We start from the raw sequence: 23611 nt of genomic DNA, 5'->3' as shown, positions 1-23611 counted from the left end.
GAGTGATGGGTTTCGCTGCGCTCTACCCATCCTACGATCAGTTCAAGATGATCACGTCGTCGCCGGGCTTGCCGGCGTAGAGCTTCTCCACCAGTGCGGCGCGGCGTTCGAGGCCGGCGCGCTGGTTGATGTAGCCCTTGTCGGTGAGCTCGTTGCCGTCGATCGATGGCGGCTCGACCATCAGCATCGCACGCGCAATCCGCATGCTGCTGCCGGTGGTGGACGCGTTGTGCGCCTGCAGGCCCTTCTCGAGACAGGCGATCACGTCGGGATGCCGGATCACCTCCTCATAGCTCGCATCCGCATTGCCGACGAGCTGGCGGCAGGCATGCAGGTTCGGCCAGCACAGCAGGCCGATGAACTCACGGTCCTGCCCCGCCACCAGCGCATCATGCACGACCGGCGTCGCGGCGGCGATCGCGTCCGTACGCAGCGAGCCGACATGGACGAAGGTGCCGGTGGTGAGCTTGAAGTCCTCGACCACGCGGCCGGCAAAGATGATGCCCTGCAGCGGATCCGCAGGCTCCACGAACACGCCGGCATCGCCGATGCAGTAGAAGCCTTCCTCGTCGAACATCTTCGCCGTGAGATCGGGCTGGCCGAAATAGCCCGGCGTGACGTTGACGCCGCGCAGCCGCAATTCAAACTTCGAGCCGCACGGCACCATCTTCAGCTCGACGCCGGGGAACGGCAGGCCGATCAGGCCGACGCGCTCGGTGTCCCAATAAGTGCCGGTCGAGGTCGGCGCGGTCTCGGTCGAGCCCCAGCCCGTGTAGAACACGATGCGCTCACCGGTCGTTTTCACCGCCAGCGCCTGCATGCGGTCATAGAGATCGTCGGGCAGGCGGGCGCCGCCATATGCCATGATCGAGAGATTCTTGAAGAAGCTTCGGCACAGCGCCTCATCCTTCTCCATCGCGGCCGCGAGCGCGGCATAGCCGGCCGGCACGTTGGCGTAATAGGTCGGCGAGACCTCGCGCAGATTGCGGATGGTCTCCTCGAGCTGGCCCGGCATCGGCCGGCCATCGTCGATGTAGAGCGTGCCGCCATCGACCAGCACCGGATTGAATGCAGCATTGCCGCCCATGGTGTGATTCCACGGCATCCAGTCGAGCACGGTCGGGATCGGCCCTGCCGTTTCACGCGGCCGCACCTGCATCATCATCGCCGCGTTGGCGCACATCATCTGCTGGGTGTTGATGACGGCCTTGGGCATGCCGGTCGAGCCCGAGGTGAACAGCAGCTTGCCGACCGTGTCGGGCGTGATCTTCGCGATCGACTTGTCAACATCAGCCGTGACAGGCGTTGCCGCGAGCTCGGCAAAGGCCACGCTCTTGATGCCCTCGCAAGGGCGCAGCACGTGGACGACCGTGATACCGGTGAGGTCGATCGCCTTCAGCGCCTTCTCGAAGGCAGGTCCATCCTGCACCATCACGACGGCGGGCTTGATCAGGTTGAAGAGATATTTGAGCTTGAGATGATCCTGGCTCATCAGCGAATAGGCCGGCGACACCGGCGCGGCCGGCAGCCGCGCCTGCATCGCGGCCTGCGTCATCAGCGCGTGCTCGATCGAATTGCCCGAGAGGATCGCGACGGGCCGGCCGTCGGCAACGCTGAGGTTGAGCAGGCCTTGCGTCAGCGCATCGACGGTGCGCTTGGCTTCACCGTAGGAGACCTTGCGCCACTGCCGGTCGGGGCCGCCGCGTTGCGCGAGCCAGATGCGCTCCGGCGCCCGCGTCGCCCATTTGGCGAGATAGGCCGGGATGTGCGTCTCATAGGCCTGGAGCGGAATCCGCGACTTCAGGACGACGGTGCCGTCGGCGCGCCGTTCAATCGCGATGTCACGCGCGAGCCAATCCACCTTGCGAAAGGCGGGTTTCGTCAGCATCGCCGCGTCTCCATCCATTTTGCGTCTCCCGGAATTCTTGTCCTTTTGAGGATCTGTTCTCAGCGCCTGATATAGACAGGCTTTCGTTTCTCAAGGAAGGCCCTGATGCCCTCCTGGAAATCTTCCGAGCGGCTGCACAGCACTTGGTTGCGATCCTCCATCGCAATCACGGCCTCGATCGAGCCGGCATCGACGCTCATGTTGATGCATTCCTTCGAGAGGCGCAGACCGACAGGCGCGGCCGTCATCATCGCGTCGACATAGGGATTGGCAGCGGTATCGAGATCGGCGGCCTCGACGACTTCGGATACGAGACCGACGGCGAGCGCGCGATCGGCGTTGATGAAGCGCCCGGTGAGGATCAATTCGGAGGCGACCGACACGCCGACGAGGCGCGGCAGGAAATAGCTGGTGCCGATGTCGCAGCCCCCTAAGCCGAGCTTGATGAAGGCGCAGTTCATCCGCGCGTTCTTCGCCGCGATGCGGATGTCGGCGGCAAGCGCCAGCGCAAAGCCGCCGCCGGCGGCCGCGCCCTGCACCAGCGCGATGATCGGCTGCGGAGCGCGCCGCATCAGCATCACGATGTCGGCAATGCGGCGCTGCGAGTCCAAGGAGTCAGCGACGCTCGGCGGCTCGGTCTGTCCGCCGCGGCGGGCCATCGCGTGCTTGAGATCAAGCCCGGCGCAGAAATTCGCGCCGGCGCCCTTCAGCACCACGACGCGGGTGTCGCGATTGCGCTGCAGGCCCTGGAAATAGGTGTTGAGCGCATCGATCAACGACGGATCGAGTGCGTTCAGGCTCTCCGGTCGATTGAGTGTGACCCAATCGACTCCGTCGTGATGTTCGATCAGCAGCGGATTTGTCACGCGTCACACTCCTGCATCTGCAGATGCGGTGCCGGTTGATGCGCCCTCTCCCCTTGCGGGAGAGGGCATGCGCGTCGGTGCCGCGTATTCGCTTCGGAGAGGGGTGGCCGCGGAGAGAACCCCTCTCCCGGCAGCCTTCGCTGCCGCCCTCCCCCGCAAGGGGGGAGGGCAAGAGGCGGCGCTCGCGCTAGCGCGGCGCCATGCGGATGGCGCCGTCGAGACGGATGGTCTCGCCGTTGAGCATCGGGTTCTCGACGATGTGGACGGCGAGGTTGCCGTATTCCGACGCGTCGCCGAGGCGGGCCGGATGCGGCACCTGGGCGCCGAGGCTCTTGCGGGCTTCCTCGTTGAGACCCATCAGCAGCGGCGTCAGGAACAGGCCGGGCGCGATGGTGTTGACGCGGATCTTCAGGCTGGCGAGGTCGCGCGCGGCCGGCAGCGTGAGGCCGACGACGCCGCCCTTCGAGGCCGAATAGGCGATCTGGCCGATCTGGCCCTCATAGGCCGCGACCGACGCGGTGTTGATCACGACGCCACGCTCCTCACCGATCGTCTCGGCGGTGGCGAGGCGTTCGGCGAACAGCCGCAGCACGTTGAAGGTGCCGATCAAATTGACGTTGATGATGCGGACGAACTTGGCCAGCGGGTACGTTCCGTCCTTGCCGATAATGCGCTGCGAACCGCCGATGCCGGCGCAATTCATCAAGACGCGCGCGATGCCGTGCGCGGCCTCGGCCTTGGCGATCGCCGCCTTGATCGCTTCCTCGTCGGTGACGTCGGCGTGCAGGGCAACGCCCTTCACCTCACTGGCGACCTTCTCGGCGTTTTCCTTGTTCTGGTCGATCACGCCGATCTTGGCGCCCTTGGCGGCCATGGCGCGCGCGGTTGCGGCGCCAAGGCCGGAGCCACCGCCGGTGATGAGAACGGCAACGTCTTTCAACTGCATGAGAACAACCTTTCCTTGGGCGTTTCTTCTCTAGACTCGAACTTTTTTATCCGGCGGCGATCGCTGCCGTTTCCTTATCGGGATTGAGCACGCCGCCGAAGATCAAGGCTTCCATGTGCTTGATGTATTCGCGGCAGACCTCGTCGGTGACCGGACCGACGCCGACCGCGCGCGACATCGCGTGGCGGCCGAAGAACAGGTGATCGCAGGCGCCGATCAGGCTGGTGTAGAACAGCACCGGATCGATCTTGCGGAATTGACCGGCCTTGATGCCCTCTGCGAGCAGCCGGCGGTGAAAATCCAACAGCGGTGCGACGAAGAATTTCGACACTTCGTCCGCGGCGCCGGCCGAGCTCTCGTGCAGGAGATAATGGATCAGCCGGTTCATATAGGGGAACTGGTGATAGGCGCGGATGATGCCGCCGATATGCAGGCGCAATTTCTCCGACGGCGTGATCGGCTGCGCCAGCAAATATTCGAGCTGCGATATCTCGGTGGCGGCGTCGCGCGCCAGCAGCGCCAGCAACAGCCCGTCCTTGTTGCCGAAATGATATTTCACCAGCGCGGCGTTGACCCCGGACTTCTGCGCGATGTCGGACAGCGAGACCTCGATCGAGGCGCGTTCGATCATCAGCTCGCTGGCTGCGACCAATAGCTTGTCGGCAGTGGCGTTTCTGCCCGCGGCGAGTTTCGTCGGTACGCTGGTATTCAACTGCGCTCTGGTCCCGCTCTGTGTCTGGACTCGACGGTAAATCGAGGCCGCACATAAGCCCATGGCGGGGCTGCACTCAAGAGTTAATTGATTGATTGACTAAATGCTGAGCCGCCCCTTAAATCCGGCCCAACTTTTAGGACCCCAAATCCAGAAAACATCAGGGAGATCAGACATGGCCGAGGCATATATCGTCGCCGCCGCTCGCACCGCGGGCGGCCGCAAGGGAGGGCGTCTCGCCGGCTGGCATCCGGCCGATCTGGCCGCCACCGTGCTCGATGCGCTGGTCGAACGCTCCGGAGCCGACCCGGCGCAGGTCGAGGACGTGATCATGGGCTGCGTGATGCAGACCGGCGAGCAGTCCACCAACATCGCGCGCAACGCGGTGATGGCCTCCAAGCTGCCGGAGAGCGTGCCGGCCACCTCGATCGACCGGCAGTGCGGTTCCTCGCAGCAGGCATTGCACTTCGCGGCGCAGGCGGTGATGTCTGGCACCATGGACTGCGTGATCGCCGCCGGCGTGGAATCGATGACCCGCGTGCCGATGGGGCTCGCCTCGTCGCTGCCCGCCAAGAACGGCTTCGGCCACTACAAGAGCCCGGGCATCGAGGCGAAGTATCCCAACATCGTCTTCAGCCAGTTCACCGGCGCGGAGATGATGGCCGAGAAGTACGGCCTGTCGAAGGATGAGCTCGACGAATACTCGTACAACAGCCACCAGCGCGCGATCGCGGCGACCCAAGCCGGCCATTTCAAGGACGAGATCGTGCCGGTGAAGATCACCCGCGCCGACGGCTCGACCGACACCCACCACATCGACGAAGGCATCCGCTTCGATGCCAGCCTCGACGGCATCAAGGGCGTCAAGCTGATCGCCGAGAACGGCAAGCTGACCGCGGCGAGCGCCAGCCAGATCTGCGACGGCGCCTCCGGCGTCATGGTCGTCAACGAGAAGGGCCTGAAGGCGCTCGGCGTCAAGCCGATGGCGCGCATCCATCACCTCACCATGATGGGCGGCGATCCCGTGATCATGCTGGAAGCGCCGCTGCCGGCAACCCAGCGCGCGCTGCAGAAGGCCGGGATGAAGATCAACGACATCGACCTGTTCGAGGTCAACGAGGCCTTCGCCTCGGTGCCGACCGCGTGGCTGAAGACCACCGGCGCCGACCCAGCCCGGCTCAACGTCAATGGCGGCGCGATCGCACTCGGCCATCCGCTCGGCGGCAGCGGCACCAAGCTGATGACCACGCTGCTGCATGCGCTGAAGCAGCGCAACAAGCGCTACGGCCTGCAGACCATGTGCGAAGGCGGCGGCATGGCGAATGTGACGATTGTCGAGCGGCTGTAAAGTAGCGTTAGGCGAGCCCAAGGCTCTCCACACAAAAGATGTCGTCCCGGCGCAGGCCGGGACCCATAACCACAGCCGTTTGTGGTTAGGCCCGGCTGGGGCCACAACCCAGTCCAACAACAATCATTAGTGGTTATGGGTCCCGGCCTTCGCCGGGACGACCAGCTTGTTTGAGGAAACATCTTTGACCCATCCGTCCATCCACGCGCGCAACACCCCGAACAAGATCGCCTACCAGATGGCGGCGTCCGGCAAGGCGATCACCTATCGCGAGCTCGACGAGCTCTCGAACCAGGGCGCACACCTGTTCCGCTCGCTCGGCCTGAAGCCCGGCGACCACATCGCGCTGCTGATGGAAAACCGTCTCGCCTTCATGGAGATCTGCTGGGCCGCGCAGCGCTCGGGGCTCTATTACACGGCGATCAGCCGCTACCTCACCGAAGAAGAGATCGCCTACATCATCAAGGATTGCGGAGCCAAGGTGTTCATCACCACCCCGCAGTGTGCCGACAAGGTGAAGGGCCTGATCAAGGGCGAGGCGGGCGAACCACTGTTCTACATGATGGATGAGCCTGCACCGGGCTTCCGCTTCTATGACAAGGAGGCGGCCGCGCAACCGACCACGCCGGTTGCCGACGAGGTCGCCGGCTACGACATGCTGTATTCCTCCGGCACCACCGGCCGCCCCAAGGGCATCAAGAAAGAGTTCGAGGGCAACCGGATCGACGTGCCGAACCCGTTCCTGCGGATCCTCACCGCCGACATGTGCGGCATGAACGCTGACTCTATCTATCTGTCGCCGGCGCCGCTCTATCACGCGGCTCCCTTGCGCTTCAACATGATGGCGACCGTGCTAGGCGGCACCTCCGTGATCATGGAGCATTTCGACGCCGAGGAATTCCTGAAGCAGGTCGAGAAGCACAAGGTGACGCAGTCACAGCTGGTGCCGACCATGTTCGTGCGCATGCTCAAGCTACCCGACGAGGTGCGCACCCGCTACAAGGTCACCTCGCTGAAGGGCGCGATCCACGCTGCGGCGCCCTGCCCGGTCGACGTCAAGGCCAAGATGATCGACTGGTGGGGACCGATCCTGATCGAGTACTACGCCGGCTCCGAAGGCAACGGCGTCACGGTCTCGACCTCGCAGCAATGGCTGACCCATCGCGGCACGGTCGGCCGCGCGGTGGTCGGCAAGGTCAAGATCCTTGACGAGAACGAGGAGGAGGCACCGACCGGCCAGATCGGCCAGGTCTATTTCGCCGACGCGCCGGCTTTCAGCTATCACAACGATCCCGAGAAGACGAAGAAGGCCTACAACGCCAGGGGCTGGTCGACGCTCGGCGACGTCGGCTACCTCGACGAGGAAGGCTTCCTCTATCTCACCGACCGCAAGAGCTACATGATCATCTCCGGCGGCGTGAACATCTATCCGCAGGAGACCGAGGACGTGCTGATCACGCACCCTGCGGTCTCCGACGTCGCGGTGTTCGGCGTGCCGAACGAGGAGATGGGCGAAGAGGTCAAGGCCGTGGTGCAGCCGCACGACATCGGCAAGGCCGGCAAGGAGCTCGAGGCCGAGCTGATCGCGTTCTGCCGCCAGCATCTGTCGCCGATCAAATGCCCGAAGAGCATCGACTTCGAGCAGGAGCTGCCGCGCACGCCAACCGGGAAACTGGTGAAGCGCCATCTGCGCGACCGCTATTGGCCGAAGGCGCCCGCCAAGGCGTAATCGCGCTTCACCCTCCCCTGGAGGGGACGCCTCTTATCCTCCCCTGGAGGGGGAGGATCGGTTCGCATGAAATGCGAACCGAGGTGGGGTGAAGGTCTCTCATATCGAGCGCTGCCCGCGTGGCGAGATCACCCCACCCCGCCTCACATCTCGCTTCGCTCGCTGTGAGCCGACCCATCCCCTCCAGGGGAGGGTGAAGGTGCACGGGGATGCTGCTTGCTCCCAACCTGCCGACTTTGCTGACCCAGACCTACAACTCCGCCGCCGGCTCGCAGGCGGCGGAGGCCGCGGCGCGCAGATGCAGGCGGCCGTGCTTGCCTGATGCCGTGGTGGTCCACTGTGCATCGATCTGCTGCAAATCCTCCGACAGCTTGCCGCGATGGCTGCCCTCGGACTCGAACGCACCGTCGCCATCGGGCGGCCGTTCGAAGATCTCGACCTCGAGATCGGACAGCCGGATGAACATCTCGACGCCGATCTTGGTCACGTGGCGACCGATCTCGTATGAACCGCAGCCGCGCGCTTCCGCGTTCTGCTCGTTCAGCGCTTTGACCTTGTCGAAGGTGATGACGACGTTCTGCACCGTGGTATCGCCGTCCCACAGGAATTCGCCGATATAGGCGCGCGGCAGCTTGTCGGTGAGCTGCTTGATGTCGGCGGCGCGCGCGGCCGACATCAGCAGCAGGCTTGCCGCCACGATCGTCAGACCGAGACGCGACATCCAGCCGGGCAGCTCTGCAATCCTCGCGTGGCGCATGCGGTATGCATCCCCTGGGCAATGTTGCTATCGTGAGACAATGGCCGCCAGCATACAGCAAATTGCGCTGGTTGTGCGGCGATGCCCAACAGGTGATCTCAGATGGAAGCCCTCTCCGACGTCCCGCTGCCCTCCACCATCCGCTCGCGTTATGTCGACGGGATCAACGGCTTGCGCATGCATGTGCTCGAAGCCGGCTTCGAGACGTCCGGCCGGCCCTGCCTGTTGCTGCTGCACGGCTTTCCGGAGCTGGCGTTTTCCTGGCGCAAGGTGATGCCGAAGCTTGCCGCTGCCGGCTATCACGTGATCGCGCCGGACCAGCGCGGCTATGGCCGCACGACGGGCTGGAGCGCGGATTATGACGCCGATCTCGCCACCTTCCGCCTGCCCAATCTGGTGCGTGATGCGCTCGGGCTGGTCTCGGCGTTCGGCTACAGCCACGTCGATGCGGTGATCGGGCACGATTTCGGTTCGTCGGTCGCGGCGTGGTGCGCGTTGATCCGCCCCGACGTGTTCCGCGCGGTCGTGATGATGAGCGCGCCGTTCTCGGGCCCGCCGGCGCTGCCGTTCAACACCGCCAACGAAACGGCAAGGCCCGCGACTGACGACCCCGTGCACCGCGAGCTCGCCGCGCTGCCGCGTCCGCGCAAGCACTACCAATGGTACTATTCGACGCGTCCGGCGAATGACGACATGCATCGCGCCCCGCAGGGCGTGCACGACTTCCTGCGCGCCTACTACCATCACAAGAGTGCGGACTGGAAAGACAACAAGCCCTACCGGTTGGAGTCATGGTCTGCGAGCGAACTGGCAAAGCTGCCGACCTACTATGTGATGGATCTCGCCAAGGACATGGCCGCTACGGTCGCCAAGGAGATGCCCTCGCGCGAGGCGATCGCCGCCAACACATGGCTGCCGGACCGCGAGCTCGCCTATTACAGCGCCGAGTATCAGCGCACCGGATTCCAGGGCGGGCTGCAATGGTATCGCTGCGGCACGTCGGGCGCGTTCACGCCGGAATTGCAGACCTGGAGCGGCCGCAGCATCGACCAACCTTCCGCCTTCATCTCGGGCAAGCAGGATTGGGGCACCTATCAGCGGCCCGGCGTGTTCGAGGCGATGCAGACGAAGGCCTGTACCAAAATGATCGGTTGCCATCTGGTCGACGGCGCTGGCCACTGGGTGCAGCAGGAGCAACCGGATGAAGTGGCCCGGCTGCTGCTTCAGTTTCTCGCGCGTGCGGCGCAGTAGCGGGCTGACGCAAGAGGAAATTCCCGGGAAATCTCCGGGAAATCGTCGGGACATTTCCGGGAACATTCCATGGAACCTGGCGTTGCAGTCAGCCGGTCTTGTCCGGCGGACCGATCTGGAGGAGGACTATGGAAAAGAAGATTGCCGGACTGTTGGGAGCGGTCGCATCGCTGGGCGCGCTCGGGGCCGCGCAAGCTGCGCCGGCACCCGCACCGACTGACGTACTACAGGCGAACTCCTACGCAGAATTGCTGGAGCCGATCACCAACGCCTCGGCAAAGCTGCAAGCCCTGGACGAGGCGACGCCTCCTCCGGCGCGCGAGACCGTCCAGCTCGCGCAGTTCTATCACCACCACCATCATCACCATCACCACCACCATGGCTACTATCGCGACTATGATCGTGGCTATGGACCTCGGGTTATCGTGGTGCCGCGCTATCGGCGATACCATCACCATCATCACCACCACCATCATCACCACAGCTTCTATCGGCGCGACTACTGAGCCGCGGCGGTTGGGCGATACGACAACGGGGCCTGCGGGCCCCGTTTGTTTTTGCCTGCAATGATGCGACCGCGCCTCAGGTCCCTCGCGCCTTCTCCTTGGCGGCGCGGTGGAGATGGCGATAGGTGCCGTCGAACACCGTGTCGGTCGACGAGGTCCATTCGGTGCCGGCAGCCAGTTTGGGCCGATTGCTGTAGATGCGGCGCGCCTGCAATTCGCGCTCGGCGGCTTCCTCCTCGCCCATCGGCTCGAGCTGGAAATCCGCCTCCTCCGGAATCACGATGATCTGCGCGAACGGCTCATTCGGCCGGAAGATGTGCGTGCGTCCTTCCGCCGGCGCCTTGAACACGCAGAAGAACATCATCGGCCACCAGTTGCGGATCAGCGCCGGAACGGCGATCGGCACGGTGTCGGTGCGGTCAGTGTAGAAGCGCGGATGTGGTTCGGTGCGCACCGCCATGCCCCGTTCGACCTTGAGGTCGAGCAGGATCTGGTAGGTGTAGAACGTGGTGCCGAAGTCCCGGAAGGGCGGCCACTGCACGCCGCTGTCCGGCGGCTCGCCCCAATCCGCATCGAGGTGCAACCGGCCGTCGCGCGTGGTGACGTGCAGCTCGAAGTCGTAGGGGTAGAACAGCTCGATCCCATACTGCGCGCCTTCCGAGAACGGCACGCAGTGCCAGACCTGCTCGCGTGAACCGTCGGTGCGCGGCTCGCGTCGTCCCGCCCAGCCCGGAATCTCGAGCTTGGTCCGCCGCGGTGCCAGGCGTGGATCATTCAGGCGATATTTGACCGTGCTCATGGAGTCTCCGCTGATCAGGGGTGGAACTCGAACGGGCGCGAGATCGCCTGGTTCCCCTGTTCGTGATCAAAAACGCAACGAAGGCAGGGCCCTTTGGATTGACCACGGCATCGCCAAGCAATATTAGAATTATTCTAATTCTAAGTTAGGTGAAGAAGGCGTTGCTGTGAAGAATTTCGCCGATCTGACCGAGCGCGAGGTGCTGGCGGTCGCGATTGCCTCCGAGGAGGAGGACAGCCGCATCTATATGTCCTTCGCCGAGGACCTTGCCGGCCGCTATCCCGATACCGCAAAGATCTTCGAAGAGATGGCGGAGGAGGAGCGCGGCCATCGCCACCGGCTGCTCGAAACCTACGAGCAGCGCTTCGGCCCGCATCTGCCGCCGATCCGGCGCGAGGACGTCAAAGGCTTCCTGCGCCGGCGTCCGATCTGGCTGACCAAGAACCTGCCGCTCGACACCATCCGCAAGGAAGTCGAGACCATGGAGCTGGAAGCCGAGCGCTTCTACGCCAAGGCGGCGGAGAAGGCCGAGGATACCGGCGTCCGCCGTCTGCTCGGCGATCTCGCCGAGGAGGAGAAGGGCCACGAGAAACTCGCGGTCAAGCTGACCGGCGAGATCCTCAAGCCCGATGTGCGCGCCGAGGAAGACCGCACGCGGCGGCGGATGTTCGTGCTGCAATATGTCCAGCCGGGCCTCGCCGGATTGATGGACGGCTCGGTCTCGACACTCGCACCGCTGTTCGCCGCCGCCTTCGCCACGCATCACAACTGGCAGACCTTCCTGGTCGGCCTCGCCGCTTCGATCGGCGCCGGCATCAGCATGGGCTTTGCCGAAGCATTGTCGGACGACGGCTCGCTGACCGGCCGCGGCTCGCCATGGCTCCGCGGCCTGACCTGCGGATTGATGACGACGCTCGGCGGTCTCGGGCATACCATTCCGTATCTCGTGCCCGATGCCTGGCCGAATGCATTCTGGATCGCGACCGCGATCGCCGGGATCGTGGTGTTCTTCGAATTGTGGGCGATCGCCTTCATACGCTCGCGCTACATGGACACGCCGTTCCTGCAGGCGGTGTTCCAGATCGTGCTCGGCGGCGCGATCGTGCTCGCAGTCGGCATCTTGATCGGCGCGGCGTAGCAATTCCGATCAAACACGGCGGAAATCCCGCGGCTAAGCGATGTGTGACGGCCCGCACGCTGCGTTGATCGCGCAGCGCTTGCGGGCGGCAGCCAAACTGCCCATCATCGCGCCAACAACAAACCGGGAGCACGCCGTGGCCAAATCACAATACAGTTTCAAGACCGCCGTCGAACTGTCCGAGGCGCTGCGCACCAAGCAGGTCTCCGCCGTCGAGCTCGCGGAAGATACGATCGGCCGCATCGAGCGTCATGACGGCAAGGTCAACGCGGTCTGCGTGCGCGATTTCGAGCGTGGCCTCGCTGCCGCCCGCGCCGCCGACGCCGCGATCGCGCGCGGCGAGCACAAGCCACTGCTCGGCATCCCCATGACGGTGAAGGAATCCTTCAACGTCGCCGGATTGCCGACCACCTGGGGCTTCCTGCCGCAAAAGGATTTCGTGCCGACCGAGGACGCACTCTCGATCCAGCGGGTAAAGGACGCCGGCGGCGTGATCCTCGGCAAGACCAACGTGCCGGTCGCGCTCGCCGACTGGCAGAGCTACAACGAGATCTACGGCACCACCAACAACCCTTATGACCTCGGCCGCACGCCGGGCGGCTCCTCCGGCGGATCGGCGGCAGCGCTTGCCGCGGGCTACGGCGCGCTGTCGCTCGGCTCCGACATCGGCGGCTCGCTGCGCGTGCCGGGCTTCCACTGCGGCATCTATGCGCACAAGCCGACCTTCGCGCTGCTGCCGTCGCGCGGCCACACCCCGCCGCCGCTGCCGCCACTGCCGTTCGATCGTGATCTGTCCGTGATTGGCCCGATGGCGCGCGGCGCAGCCGACCTCGCACTCGTGCTCGACGTGATGGCCGGCCCCGATCCGCTCGAAGCCGGCAAGGCCTACCGGCTGGACCTGCCGGCGGCGCGCCACACCGCCTTGAAGGATTTCCGCATCCTCGTGATCGACAGCGATCCGGTGCTGCCGACCGACAAGGTGATCCGCGGAAGCATCGATAAGCTCGCAAGCAATCTCGACAAGTCCGGCGCGAAAGTGTCGCGCTCGAGCCCGCTGCTGCCGGACTTTGCTGCGTCCTCGCGGCTCTATATGCGCATCCTGCTGTCGTTCCTGGCAGCGACCTTCCCGCCGGAGGTCTATGCCGGCGCCTGCGCGGCGGCAGCCGCGTTGCCGGCCAGCGACACCAGCCTGCAGGCCGAGCGGCTGCGCGGCATCGCGCTCAGCCATCGCGACTGGGTGATCGCCGACGGCGGCCGCGCGCGGCTGCGTGCGCAATGGCGCGAGCTGTTCAAATCGTTCGACGCAGTGATCTGCCCGATCATGCCGACGCCGGCCTATCCGCACGATCATTCGCCCGATCAGGAGCAGCGCAAGATCCTGATCGACGGCGAGCCGCACGTCTACACCGACCAGCTCGCCTGGCCCGGCATCGCGACCCTGCCCGGCCTGCCCTCGACCGCGATCCCGACCGGCTTTGCGCCCGACGGACTGCCGGTCGGCGTGCAGATCGTCGGCCCCTGGCTCGAAGACCGCACGCCGCTCAAGCTCGCCGAGCTGATCGAGCGCGAGTTCGGCGGTTTCGCGCCGCCGAAGATGTTCGATGATTGAGAGCCGGCCGCATCGTCATTGCGAGCGAAGCGAAGCAATCCATATATCCGCGTATGCGGAGGCATGGACTGCTTCGTCGCTTTCGCTCCTCGCAATGACGAAGGGAATAGGAAGAAAACCAATGGGCACAGACCTGGAAGAGCTGACGAAACTCAACAAGGACTACGTCGATTCAGTTCAGAACTGCGACGTCAAGCGCTTCGATGAAATCCTGGCGCAGGACTTCTACGCCACCAATCCCGACAAAAGCCTGGTCGATCGCTCAGCCTTCCTCAAGCAGACGGCGATCCCGGTGAAGATCAAGGGCCTGAAGGCCGAGGACGTCAAAATCCGCATCCTCGGCGATTTCGCCATCATCCACGCCCGCACCAGCTACACCAACGCCGACGGCGAGCAGGCCTATGGCCGCTACACCGATTGCTGGGCGAGGCAGGACGGAAAATGGCTCGCCGTCTCGGCACACGTCGCGCGGTAAGAGAGCGTCGCCCTCCACGACCGTGCCCGGCCATGTGCCGGGCATCCACGTCTTCGCTCACCCCAAGACAGAGATGGCCAGGACAAGCCCGGCCATGACGCATGGTGCTAGCTCTCGATTTTCCAGAGCAGCAAGTCCAGCCGGTCACTGCCGAAGAAGACCTCATCACCGGCGACGAAACTCGGCACACCGAATACCCCGCGGGCATAGGCCTGCCGGGTGACCTCGGCCAGATCGGCGCGCGCAGCATCATCGAATGCGGCATCGAGCAGGTCCGTCCCGGCGCCCGCGCGCGCCAGGCACGCTCGCAGCACCTCCGGCGTCGAGATGTCCTGCTGCTCCTGCCACAGCGCATCGAACACGGCAAAGCTGAAGCCCTGCCGCTCCCGATCGTCGAGCAGACGCGCCAGGCACAGCGCCGGAATCGGATTCGGCCGCAGCGGCCTCGGCGCGCGCAGCGGCAGGCGGTGATACGCCGCAAGACGCCGCACATCGGCGATCAGATGCGCCCGCTTCGGCCCCGGCAATGGATCGACATAGGCCGCCCACGGCTCGCGGCCGGCCTGCAGGTTGAGCAGCACGTCGATGGAAACCGGGCACCATCGCCAGTCGTAGCCCCGGCGCACGATCGCGTCGCCGCGCAGACGGTGCGAGGCAAAGTAGGCGTAGGGCGACCTGAAATCGTAGAAGACTTCGACGACGGTGGTCATGGCGGGAGGATGGGTGGTGGCCTGGCAGCAGATGCCCACCATACTACGGCAGATATCGAACTATCAATGTGATCTCTGCAAGGCGGCGCGCGGATTCACCTCTCCCGCGCTTTTGCGGGGAGAGGTCGACGCCGGAGCGCAGCGGAGGCGGCGGGTGAGGGGCATGGCACGCTGCCAACCGCGGCTTCGATCTGTGCCGACAGGTCGATCGCGGAGTCGGAGAGACTGTCCGTGTTACAGAATCGTGCCCGGCCCCTCACCCGGATCGCTGCGACAATGCTGCGCATTGCCGGGGCGATCCGACCTCTCCCCGCAAAGCGCAGGGAGAGGTGAAGAGTCCGCGTCAGCTGTCGAACATGATTACGCTGCGCAGCGTCTTGCCGGCTTTCATGTTGGCAAACCCCTCGTTGATCTCGGAAAGCTTCAGCTTGGCCGAGATCCAGTCTTCCAGATGCAGCTTGCCGCGCATGTAGAAGTCGACGAGGCGCGGCATGTCGACGCGGAAGTGGTTGGAGCCCATCGACGAGCCTTGGATACGGCGCTCGCGCAGGAAGTCGAAGCCGTGCAGTTCGATCTTCTGGCCGAACGGAATCATGCCGACGATGGTCGCGGTGCCGCCCGCCGCCAGCATGGCGAAGGCCTGCTCGGCGGTGTCCTTGCGGCCGAGTACCTCGAAGGAGTGCTGCACGCCGCCGCCGGTGAGCTCGCGTACCTGCTGCACCACGTCGCCGCGAGCGGGATCGACGATGTCGGTCGCGCCAAGCTTGGTCGCGAGCTGCAGCTTGGCTGGATTGGTGTCGATGGCGATGATGCGGCCGGCGCCGGCGATCTGCGCACCGTTGATCGCGGCCATGCCGACGCCGCCGCAGCCGATCACAGCCACGGTTTCGCCCGCGGTCACCTTCGCGGTGTTCACCACGGCGCCGTAGCCGGTGATGACGCCGCAGCCGATCAGCGCGGCGAGGTCGAGCGGCATCTCCCTCTTGATCTTCACGATGGCGTTCTCATGCACCAGCATCTGCTCGGCAAAGGACGACAGATTGAGGAACTGGTTCAGCTTCTCCTTCCTGCCCCAGGACAAACGGTTGGAGGCGCCGGGCAGCATTTTAACCGTGGTGTCGGTGCACAGCACGGTGCGGCCGGTGGTGCAGTTGTCGCAGGTGCCGCAGAACACCGAGAGGCAGGTGACGACGTGATCACCGGGCTTCACGTAATTGACGTCGGAGCCGACCTTCTCGACCACGCCGGCCGATTCATGGCCGAGCACGGCGGGCAGCGGATGCGGATAAAGGCCTTCCATGAAATGCAGGTCGGAATGGCAGAGGCCCGCGACCGCGGTGCGGATCAGGACCTCGCGCGGCCCCGGATTGGGCACGCTGACATCCTCGATCACCAGCGGCTGATTGACTTCATGCAGGACGGCGGCCTTCATCGGAATTTCCTCTCATGTTTTTTGTTGCGCACGCTCTCCACCTCTCCCAGGGGGAGAGGTCGGAGCGCATCGAAGATGCGGTCCGGGTGAGGGGTTCAGGTCGGTCGATAGAGCGCAACCCCTCACCCGGATCGCTGGCGCGATCCGACCTCTCCCGATGGGAGAGGTGAGACTGCGCGAGCGGCCACGACGAGCCTACGCTGCGATGAGCAATTCGCCAACCTCGGCCATGCCGATGGCGCGATCGCCGAGCAGGTGCTCGGTCATCCTGCGCTGAACGGTATTTTCCGTTAGCCGGAACGGATCGCCCGGCGTCACGCGGTGATCGACCACCATCCGCGACAGCAACAGCCGGCGCGCGTCGCCGCGCATCTCGTGAATACGTCCACCTTCCCACGCCAGCGCCACCGCGCTTGCGACATGATAGAGCAGGCTGGTGGCGCGTCGCGCATCGCCCTCATTGTCGATGCGGCTCGCGACCTCGCGCGCAAACGCGATCGCGCGGTCGCTGAGATCGCGCAGCCGGTTGCGCCATGCTTGCGGCACATTGGGACTATCGTCGAGCCGCGCGTGCAGATCGGCGGCAAGCGCATTGTCGGCGCCATGACGGCCGACCGCGCGCTTCAGCGCATCGATCGCGACGATGTTGCCGGTGCCCTCCCAGATCGAGCCGAGATGCGCGTCGCGCAGCAGCCGCGGCGTGACGAATTCCTCGATGTAGCCGATGCCGCCGCGCACCTCCATCGCGTCGCCGCAGACCTTGCGGGCGTCGCGGGTGGCGCGGAATTTCAAGGTCGGGGTCAGGATGCGGAGCAGCGCCGCGGCATCCTGGCTGCCGGCCTCGGCGCGGTCGAGCGCATCAGCGGTCAAAAAGCTCATCGACAGCGCCTGCTCGGTCGGCAGCATGATCTTCATCAGCTGCCGTCGCGCCAGCGGCAGATCGATGATGCGCTGGCCGAATACCACGCGGCCCTTCGCGACCGTGATCGCATCGTGCCAGGCGCGACGCATCAGCGCGGTCGATTTCACGCCGTTGGAGAGCCGCGACGAGTTCACCATCTCGGCCATCTGCACGAAACCGCGATCGAGCTTGCCGACGGCATAGGCGATCGCACCGTCGAACTTGATTTCGCCGGAAGCCATCGAGCGCGTGCCGAGCTTGTCCTTCAGGCGAACGATCCGGTAGTGGTTCTGCGAACCGTCATCGAGGAAACGCGGCATCAGGAACAAGCCGACGCCTTTCGTGCCCGGCCCCGCGCCCTCGGGGCGCGCCAGCAACATCACCACCTTGGCGTCGGCGTTCGAGCAGAACCATTTCTCGCCATAGAGCCGCCAGTGGTCGCCGTCCTGCACGGCGCGCGTGGTGAGCGTGCCGACGTCGGAGCCGCCCTCCTTCTCGGTCATGAACTGGCCGCCCTGCGTCAGTTTGCTCATGTCGGTCTGGGTCAGGCCGTCGAGATATTTCGCCTTCAACGCCTCGCTGCCGAAATTCGCCAAGAGCTTGGCGCACCCGTCGGTGACGTTGATCGGGCAGCCCATGCCGAACTCGGTCTGGTTGAACAGGAAGGTGAAGGCGTGCTTGGCGACGACGGGATATTTGTCGGGCCAGCCCATGATGCCCTTGCGGATCGACAGCGCGTGGATGCCGAATTCGCCGAACGCGGCCTTCTCGATCTCGCGATAGGCCGGATGATATTCGATTGTTTGCACGTCGCGGCCGAACTTGTCGCGCTGGTGCAGCACGGGCGTGTGCCGGTCGGCAAGCCGCGCGCATTCGTCGAGAGTGCCGCCGGCCAGGCCGCCGAGCCGGTCGAGATGCGGCTCGATGTGGCGGAACAACGCTTCGGGAAGATGCAGTTTCAGAAGATCGGTCAGCGCCGGATCGGCCCGGTAGAAATTCATTCCCGTCGTATCGGGCGCCAACAGGCCCGGCTGGCTGGTGGATGGCGTTTTCGGATCCTGCTTGTGCGGCTGCATTGAATTTCCGGCTGCGGTGCTCATTTGTTTGGGCACGACTATCCTCCTCCGGCCGAGCAAAGGAAAGCCCAATGGATATTCCCAAGTACAAGATCGCCCTGATCGTCGGTGCCGGCGCGGGCCTCAGCGCCTCGCTGACGCGGCTATTTTCGCGAGAGGGAATTCGCGTGGCGCTGGGCGCCCGCAGCATCGAGAAGCTCGGCGCGCTCTGCACCGAAACCGGCGCGCGCGCCTATGCCTGCGACACCACCAAGGCCGAGGATGTCGAACGTCTGTTCGGTCTGGTCGAGCGCGAGATCGGAACACCCGACCTCGTGGTCTACAACGCCTCCGGCCGCTCGCGCGGGCCGTTCGTTGAACTCGTCCCCTCCGAGGTCGAGCAGGCGATCGCGGTCTCGGCATTCGGCGGCTTCCTGGTGGCGCAGGAGGCGGCGAAGCGCATGCTCCCTAACAAGAAGGGCGCGATCCTGTTCACCGGCGCCTCCGCCAGCGTCAAGGGCTATGCGCAATCGGCGCCGTTCGCGATGGGCAAGTTCGCGCTGCGCGGCCTAGCGCAGAGCATGGCGCGCGAATTGTCGCCGCAGGGCATCCATGTCGCGCATTTCGTGATCGACGGCGGCATCCGCAGCGCAGCGCGCGCCGAGCCCGCCGATCGGCCGGATTCGATGCTCGATCCCGACGCGATTGCATTGAGCTACTGGAACGTGCTGCAACAGCCGCGCAGCGCCTGGACCTGGGAGCTGGAATTGCGGCCCTGGGTTGAGAAGTTTTGAGATGACGGAGATCATGTAAGCGGCGTAGGCTGAGGGCAAACCGCAACCGCATTCGTCATTGCGAGGAGCGAAGCGACGAAGCAATCCATTTCTCCACTTGCGGCGCTATGGATTGCTTCGCTCCGCTCGCAATGACGACGGAAACAGGGGAAGGAAACATGACCAGCGAAATCAAGATCGAGACCGGCACCGACGAACTGCTCTGCGTGATCCGCGACCGCGTCGCCGTCATCACGCTGAACCGCCCCGATGCCCGCAACTCGCTGTCGGACACGCTGACGCCGGCGCTGCGCACGATGATCCGGACCTGCGGCGAGAACCCCGAGGTCGGCGTTCTGCTGATCACCGGCGCCGGCAAGGCATTCTGCGCCGGCGGCAACGTCAAGGGCATGGGCGCCAATCGCGATCCGAAGAAGCTCGAAATGTCCTATGAGGACAAGGTCGCGGATCTGCAGGAGCGCCAGCGCCTGCTCACCGGCGCGCTGGCCTCGGTGCGCAAGCCGACCATTGCCGCGCTGCCAGGTCCCGCGGTCGGCGCGGGGCTTGCGATCGCGATGGCCTGCGACATCAGGATCGCGGCGCAATCGGCCTTCATCTCGACCGGCTATCTGCGCGTGGCGCTGAGCGGCGACTACGGCATGGCCTGGCTCTTGACCCGCCTGGTCGGCACCTCACGCGCCCGCGAGCTGATGTTCACCTCCGAGAAGGTGGACGCCGCAAGGTGCGAGCAGATCGGCCTCGTCAACCGCGTGGTGCCGGACGAGACGCTGCAGGACGAAGCCTTTGCGCTCGCGAAGTCGATCGCCGAAGGCCCTACGCTGGCGCTGCGCTACATGAAGGACAATCTCGACGAAGCGCTACAGTTCGATTTCGCCACCGCGCGCGACCACGAGGCCGAGCGGCTGATCCGCCTCACCACGACCGCGGATCACAAGGAGGCGGTGCAGGCCTTCATCGAGAAGCGCAAGCCGGTGTTCCGGGGGAACTAGGCGCGTAGCGCCCTTGGAGTCACCTCTCCCCGAGTGGGAGAGGTCGGATTGCATCGCAAGATGCAATCCGGGTGAGGGGCTCAGGTCCCTCCTGGGGGCGAGCCTGCCGAGAGACCACACCCCTCACCTGCAACGCATTCCGCTGCGCTGCATCCGTTGCGGCCTCTCCCACAGGGGGAGAGGCTGCAGCAGAGCAAGCTGTAAGGACAGAGCAATCAAAAAAGAAAAGGGCCCGGTTCTGGAGGGGCCAGAACCGGGCCTAGTCAGTCAAACCGCAAGCGAGGACATCGCGGCCGAGCGGGAAGTGGCGGCAAGCCGCCAGCTGGCACATGGAATGTCTTGCGGTTCGACGTGGATCTCCTTCGCAAAGCGCACCAGCTTCCAGTCGCCGGGGCTTGCAGCGAAGGCGTAACCGGATTTGCGGGCAAGGCCGATCATCGTCGCGTTGGACCGCAACGTGTCGCCAAAGATGCGCTCGGCTCCAAACGACGCCGCGCGGCATTCGAGATTCTTCAACAGCGCCTTGCCAATGCCGTGGCGCTGCCACCGGTCATCGATCGACAGGCCGAACTCGACGCTCGACGTATCGGCATGGAAGGCATAGCGGGCTTCGCCGACGATGGTCTCAAAACCATCGACCAGCATCGTCGCGACCACCGTGAACCGGTCAGCCTCGCCGACGTGAACGAAACGCTCGAGCTCCGTCTTCGGCAGCTCGCTCAGTGCACCCAGGAAGCGGTTGTAACGGGACCCCGCGGAGAGCGAGCGGATGTAGCTCTGCAGCTCTTCGCGGTCGCGCGGCTCGACGAAGCGCACCTTGATCTCGCTGCCGTTCTTGGCGCGCAGCAAGTCAGAGTATTGCTTGAGATCGTCGAGATGCAGCGCAGTCATGACACGCTCCTCGGGTGAAAGTATTGGCCCGGCGCCCCTCAATCGAGGCGGCGCCAGCGATGACGGCCTATCAGGCCCGCCAGAACGGCTTCTCGGTCTCGAAAACGATGTCGCTGCGGGACATGCCGATGTCGTGCAGGTCGCGCTCGGTCCACTGCGACAGCTCGCGGCGGCGCTCATAACGCTCCCACCAGACATGGAGGGTTTCGCCGACCTGGTTCAAAAGCCCCGACGCATGATGATCCGGCGTATGATGATTTGTCATCGATTCATGGGTGAAAATGGACATTTACGGCTCCTATCGGTAACCTGTTGGCGGTAATATCGGAGCTATTCGGCCCGTTCACAAACGACACTTTGTACCGTTTCGCATGAATTAAAGTCATGTATTTGGAGACCACCCAGGGATGACCAGCCGCCTGCCTTCGCTGAACGGCCTCCGGGCATTCGAGGCCGCCGCGCGGCACATGAGCTTCACGTTGGCGGCGTCCGAGCTGAACGTGACGCAGACCGCGATCAGCCATCAGATCCGCCGCCTCGAGGAAGAGCTCGGCGCCCGCCTGTTCATCCGCCAGAACCGCTCGCTGAGCCTGACGCCGGAGGCCGCCGAATACCTTCCCGGCGTCCGCGCCGCCTTCAATGACCTCAGGCTCGCGACCGACCGGCTGCTGCGCCGGGACGACGATCACGTGCTCACCGTCTCGACGCTGGCATCGCTCGCGGCGAAATGGCTGCTGCCGCGGCTGTCGGCCTTCCAGGAGGCGCATTCCGGCATCGATGTCCGCATCACCACCTCGACCAGCCTGGTCGACTTCCAGCGCGACAAGGTCGACGCCGCGATCCGCTACGGCCGCGGCCAGTGGGCCGGCCTGCGCGCCGACTGGCTGATGGCGGACGAGCTGTTTCCGGTGTGCAGCCCGTCGCTGCTGCAGGGAACCAGGCCGCTCAAATGCCCTGAGGACCTCAGGGACCACGTGCTCCTTCACACCAGCAACGCCAACAGCGACGACTGGCGGCTGTGGCTGACCGCGGCCGGACTGCCGACCGACATCTCGAAGCAGCCCGGCGTGACCTTCGACCTGCTGTTCGTGACGATCCAGGCCGCGATCGACGGCATCGGCATCGCGATGGGCCGCACCTCCTATGTGCAGGACGACATCGCCAAGGGCCGCCTCGTGGTTCCCTTCAAGATCGCGCTGCCGGCCGACGCCGGCTTCTATCTGGTCACACCGCAGGGCCGCGCCGATTCACCGAAGCTGTCGGCATTCCGCTCCTGGCTCGGCGCCACGGCGCATACCACGGCCTGATGCGGCGCACGCAGTTTTTTCTCTACGGCTTTTTTCCGATAGCGGCGGCGCGATTTCGGGTTGGTCACACCGGACGGGCGTGCCAAATTGCCGCATATGGCAGTCAACTGCCTTGGCCGGCGAGACAATTTGCGCCGGCCGTTTCGTCACGGGGAGGAAAGGGCGTTATGTCGCAGACGAGTCCATCGCAAGCACCGCAAATCAAGTCACGTCTCGGCGCGATCCTGCGCGCGACCAGCGGCAATTTCCTCGAGCAATTCGATTTCTTCCTGTTCGGCTTCTATGCGCCCTTGATCGCCAAGGCGTTCTTCCCATCCGAGAACGAGACCGCCGCACTGCTCAACGCATTCGGCGTGTTCTGGCTCGGCGCGCTGATGCGCCCGGTCGGCGCGATCGTGCTTGGCGCCTATATCGACCGCATCGGCCGCCGCCAAGGCCTGATCGTGACGCTGGCGATCATGGCTGTCGGCACCGTGGTGATCGCGATCTGCCCGACCTATGCGACGATCGGCATTGCCGCCCCGATCATCGTGCTGATCGCCCGCCTGCTGCAAGGCTTCTCCGCCGGCGTCGAGCTTGGCGGTGTCTCGGTGTATCTCGCTGAAATCGCCACGCCCGGCAATCGCGGCTTCTACACCTCGTTCCAGTCGGCGAGCCAGCAGGTCGCGATCTTCGTTGCCTCGATCCTCGGCTACATCCTGAGCGAGAGCATGCCGGCCGCGACCGTTGCGGCCTGGGGTTGGCGCATTCCGTTCTTCGTCGGCTGTATGATCATTCCGGTGATCTTCTTCCTACGCCGTACGCTGGAGGAAACCCCGGCATTCCTGGCGATGAAGAAGCATCCAACCGCAAGCGAGGTGTTCGCCTCGGCGATTGCCAACTGGCGCATCGTCATTCTCGGCATGATGATCGCGGTGCTCACCACCACCACCTTCTACTTCGTCACCGTCTACACGCCGACCTTCGGCAAGACCGTTCTGAAGCTCTCGACCCAGGATGCGCTGCTGGTGACGCTGCTGGTTGCGGTAACCAACTTCATCTGGAATCCGGTCGGCGGCGCGGTCTCCGACCGGCTCGGCCGCAAACCGGTGCTGCTCGCGATCGCCGGCCTGTCGCTGGTGACGGCCTATCCGGCGCTGCACTGGCTGGTGACGGAGCCGACCTTCGGCAAGATGCTGGCGGTCGAGATGATGTTCTCGTTCTACTTCGGCGTTTACAGCGGCACCATGCTCGGCTGCCTGGTCGAGATCGTGCCCGCGCATGTCCGCACCACCTGCTTCTCGCTCGCCTTTGCGCTGGCGGCCGGCCTGTTCGGCACCTTCACGCCGTTCGCCTCGACCTGGCTGATCCAACACACCGGTGACAAGGCCTCGCCCGGCTACTGGCTGATGTGCGCCGCAGTGCTCGGCATCGTCGCGGCGCTGATCGTCTATCGCGGCGGCCAGACCATCGAGCAACGCGAGACGGTCGCGGCCTGATTGGCATATGCATTCGGGGCAGGCCGATCG

At 64.7% G+C, this 23611-nt stretch carries 22 protein-coding genes; 11 read left to right on the top strand and 11 right to left on the bottom strand.

Annotated features, from left to right (window positions below; translation table 11 throughout):
• Positions 1–37: 37 nt before the first annotated feature.
• From FBZ93_RS36230 to FBZ93_RS36215, 4 genes are all read right to left on the bottom strand, one after another.
• Positions 38–1906, bottom strand: a complete 1869-nt coding sequence (locus FBZ93_RS36230) for an AMP-binding protein (protein WP_146992179.1) — start codon at positions 1904–1906, stop codon at positions 38–40.
• A gap of 41 nt (positions 1907–1947) precedes the next feature.
• Positions 1948–2754, bottom strand: a complete 807-nt coding sequence (locus FBZ93_RS36225; RefSeq protein ID WP_146992178.1) for an enoyl-CoA hydratase/isomerase family protein — start codon at positions 2752–2754, stop codon at positions 1948–1950.
• Between the two features lie 187 nt (positions 2755–2941).
• Positions 2942–3700, bottom strand: a complete 759-nt coding sequence (locus FBZ93_RS36220) for an SDR family NAD(P)-dependent oxidoreductase (protein WP_146992177.1) — start codon at positions 3698–3700, stop codon at positions 2942–2944.
• A gap of 46 nt (positions 3701–3746) precedes the next feature.
• Positions 3747–4475 (bottom strand): TetR family transcriptional regulator, encoded by a 729-nt coding sequence (locus tag FBZ93_RS36215; protein WP_074130587.1) that lies wholly within the window; start codon positions 4473–4475, stop codon positions 3747–3749.
• A gap of 112 nt (positions 4476–4587) precedes the next feature.
• On the opposite strand from FBZ93_RS36215, the gene FBZ93_RS36210 reads away from it, so the two are divergent.
• Both FBZ93_RS36210 and FBZ93_RS36205 read left to right on the top strand, forming a co-directional pair.
• Positions 4588–5760 (top strand): acetyl-CoA C-acetyltransferase, encoded by a 1173-nt coding sequence (locus FBZ93_RS36210; protein ID WP_146992176.1) that lies wholly within the window; start codon positions 4588–4590, stop codon positions 5758–5760.
• Positions 5761–5944: 184 nt separating this feature from the next.
• Positions 5945–7489, top strand: a complete 1545-nt coding sequence (locus tag FBZ93_RS36205) for an acyl-CoA synthetase (protein ID WP_146992175.1) — start codon at positions 5945–5947, stop codon at positions 7487–7489.
• A 250-nt stretch (positions 7490–7739) separates the two neighbouring features.
• Here FBZ93_RS36205 and FBZ93_RS36200 read toward each other — a convergent pair whose 3' ends face one another.
• Positions 7740–8246, bottom strand: a complete 507-nt coding sequence (locus FBZ93_RS36200) for a hypothetical protein (RefSeq protein WP_146992174.1) — start codon at positions 8244–8246, stop codon at positions 7740–7742.
• 102 nt (positions 8247–8348) lie between these two features.
• Here FBZ93_RS36200 and FBZ93_RS36195 point away from each other — a divergent pair, with 102 nt between their 5' ends.
• Together FBZ93_RS36195 and FBZ93_RS36190 are read left to right on the top strand one after the other, a co-directional pair.
• Positions 8349–9497: an alpha/beta hydrolase gene (locus FBZ93_RS36195; RefSeq protein WP_146992173.1), complete on the top strand. Its 1149-nt coding sequence runs from the start codon at positions 8349–8351 to the stop codon at positions 9495–9497.
• Between the two features lie 128 nt (positions 9498–9625).
• Entirely contained in the window at positions 9626–10003 is a 378-nt protein-coding gene (locus FBZ93_RS36190; protein ID WP_146992172.1) for a hypothetical protein, read from the top strand.
• 76 nt (positions 10004–10079) lie between these two features.
• On the opposite strand, the gene FBZ93_RS36185 is transcribed toward FBZ93_RS36190, so the two are convergent.
• Positions 10080–10802: a hypothetical protein gene (locus FBZ93_RS36185; protein ID WP_146992171.1), complete on the bottom strand. Its 723-nt coding sequence runs from the start codon at positions 10800–10802 to the stop codon at positions 10080–10082.
• Positions 10803–10968: 166 nt separating this feature from the next.
• Between FBZ93_RS36185 and mbfA the strand changes: the two genes are divergently transcribed.
• The 3 genes from mbfA (at position 10969) to FBZ93_RS36170 (ending at position 14024) form a co-directional block, all read left to right on the top strand.
• Positions 10969–11940, top strand: a complete 972-nt coding sequence (mbfA, locus tag FBZ93_RS36180) for an iron exporter MbfA (RefSeq protein ID WP_146992170.1) — start codon at positions 10969–10971, stop codon at positions 11938–11940.
• A gap of 136 nt (positions 11941–12076) precedes the next feature.
• Positions 12077–13549 (top strand): amidase, encoded by a 1473-nt coding sequence (locus FBZ93_RS36175; protein WP_146992169.1) that lies wholly within the window; start codon positions 12077–12079, stop codon positions 13547–13549.
• Positions 13550–13670: 121 nt separating this feature from the next.
• Complete coding sequence (locus FBZ93_RS36170) at positions 13671–14024, top strand: nuclear transport factor 2 family protein (protein WP_146992168.1); 354 nt, start codon at positions 13671–13673, stop codon at positions 14022–14024.
• 107 nt (positions 14025–14131) lie between these two features.
• On the opposite strand, the gene FBZ93_RS36165 is transcribed toward FBZ93_RS36170, so the two are convergent.
• From FBZ93_RS36165 to FBZ93_RS36155, 3 genes are all read right to left on the bottom strand, one after another.
• Complete coding sequence (locus FBZ93_RS36165; protein WP_167529378.1) at positions 14132–14734, bottom strand: 2-hydroxychromene-2-carboxylate isomerase; 603 nt, start codon at positions 14732–14734, stop codon at positions 14132–14134.
• Positions 14735–15077: 343 nt separating this feature from the next.
• Positions 15078–16166, bottom strand: coding sequence for a Zn-dependent alcohol dehydrogenase (locus FBZ93_RS36160; protein WP_146992166.1), 1089 nt, complete (start codon positions 16164–16166; stop codon positions 15078–15080).
• A 195-nt stretch (positions 16167–16361) separates the two neighbouring features.
• Positions 16362–18143: an acyl-CoA dehydrogenase family protein gene (locus FBZ93_RS36155; RefSeq protein WP_146992165.1), complete on the bottom strand. Its 1782-nt coding sequence runs from the start codon at positions 18141–18143 to the stop codon at positions 16362–16364.
• 71 nt (positions 18144–18214) lie between these two features.
• Here FBZ93_RS36155 and FBZ93_RS36150 point away from each other — a divergent pair, with 71 nt between their 5' ends.
• Positions 18215–18916, top strand: coding sequence for an SDR family NAD(P)-dependent oxidoreductase (locus FBZ93_RS36150; protein ID WP_092085284.1), 702 nt, complete (start codon positions 18215–18217; stop codon positions 18914–18916).
• Positions 18917–19074: 158 nt separating this feature from the next.
• Complete coding sequence (locus FBZ93_RS36145; RefSeq protein WP_146992164.1) at positions 19075–19905, top strand: enoyl-CoA hydratase; 831 nt, start codon at positions 19075–19077, stop codon at positions 19903–19905.
• Between the two features lie 267 nt (positions 19906–20172).
• Here FBZ93_RS36145 and FBZ93_RS36140 read toward each other — a convergent pair whose 3' ends face one another.
• Together FBZ93_RS36140 and FBZ93_RS36135 are read right to left on the bottom strand one after the other, a co-directional pair.
• A complete protein-coding gene (locus tag FBZ93_RS36140; protein ID WP_146992163.1) occupies positions 20173–20796 on the bottom strand; it encodes a GNAT family N-acetyltransferase in 624 nt (207 codons plus the stop codon).
• 70 nt (positions 20797–20866) lie between these two features.
• Positions 20867–21085, bottom strand: a complete 219-nt coding sequence (locus tag FBZ93_RS36135; protein WP_167529377.1) for a DUF1127 domain-containing protein — start codon at positions 21083–21085, stop codon at positions 20867–20869.
• 118 nt (positions 21086–21203) lie between these two features.
• Here FBZ93_RS36135 and FBZ93_RS36130 point away from each other — a divergent pair, with 118 nt between their 5' ends.
• Positions 21204–22103: a transcriptional regulator GcvA gene (locus FBZ93_RS36130; RefSeq protein ID WP_146992162.1), complete on the top strand. Its 900-nt coding sequence runs from the start codon at positions 21204–21206 to the stop codon at positions 22101–22103.
• A gap of 167 nt (positions 22104–22270) precedes the next feature.
• Complete coding sequence (locus tag FBZ93_RS36125; RefSeq protein WP_146992161.1) at positions 22271–23581, top strand: MFS transporter; 1311 nt, start codon at positions 22271–22273, stop codon at positions 23579–23581.
• Positions 23582–23611: the final 30 nt, after the last annotated feature.

It is taken from the genome of Bradyrhizobium macuxiense (assembly GCF_007993935.1).
GTDB classification, from domain to species: Bacteria; Pseudomonadota; Alphaproteobacteria; order Rhizobiales; family Xanthobacteraceae; genus Bradyrhizobium; species Bradyrhizobium macuxiense_A.
This window is presented reverse-complemented; position numbering and strand designations above follow the sequence as displayed.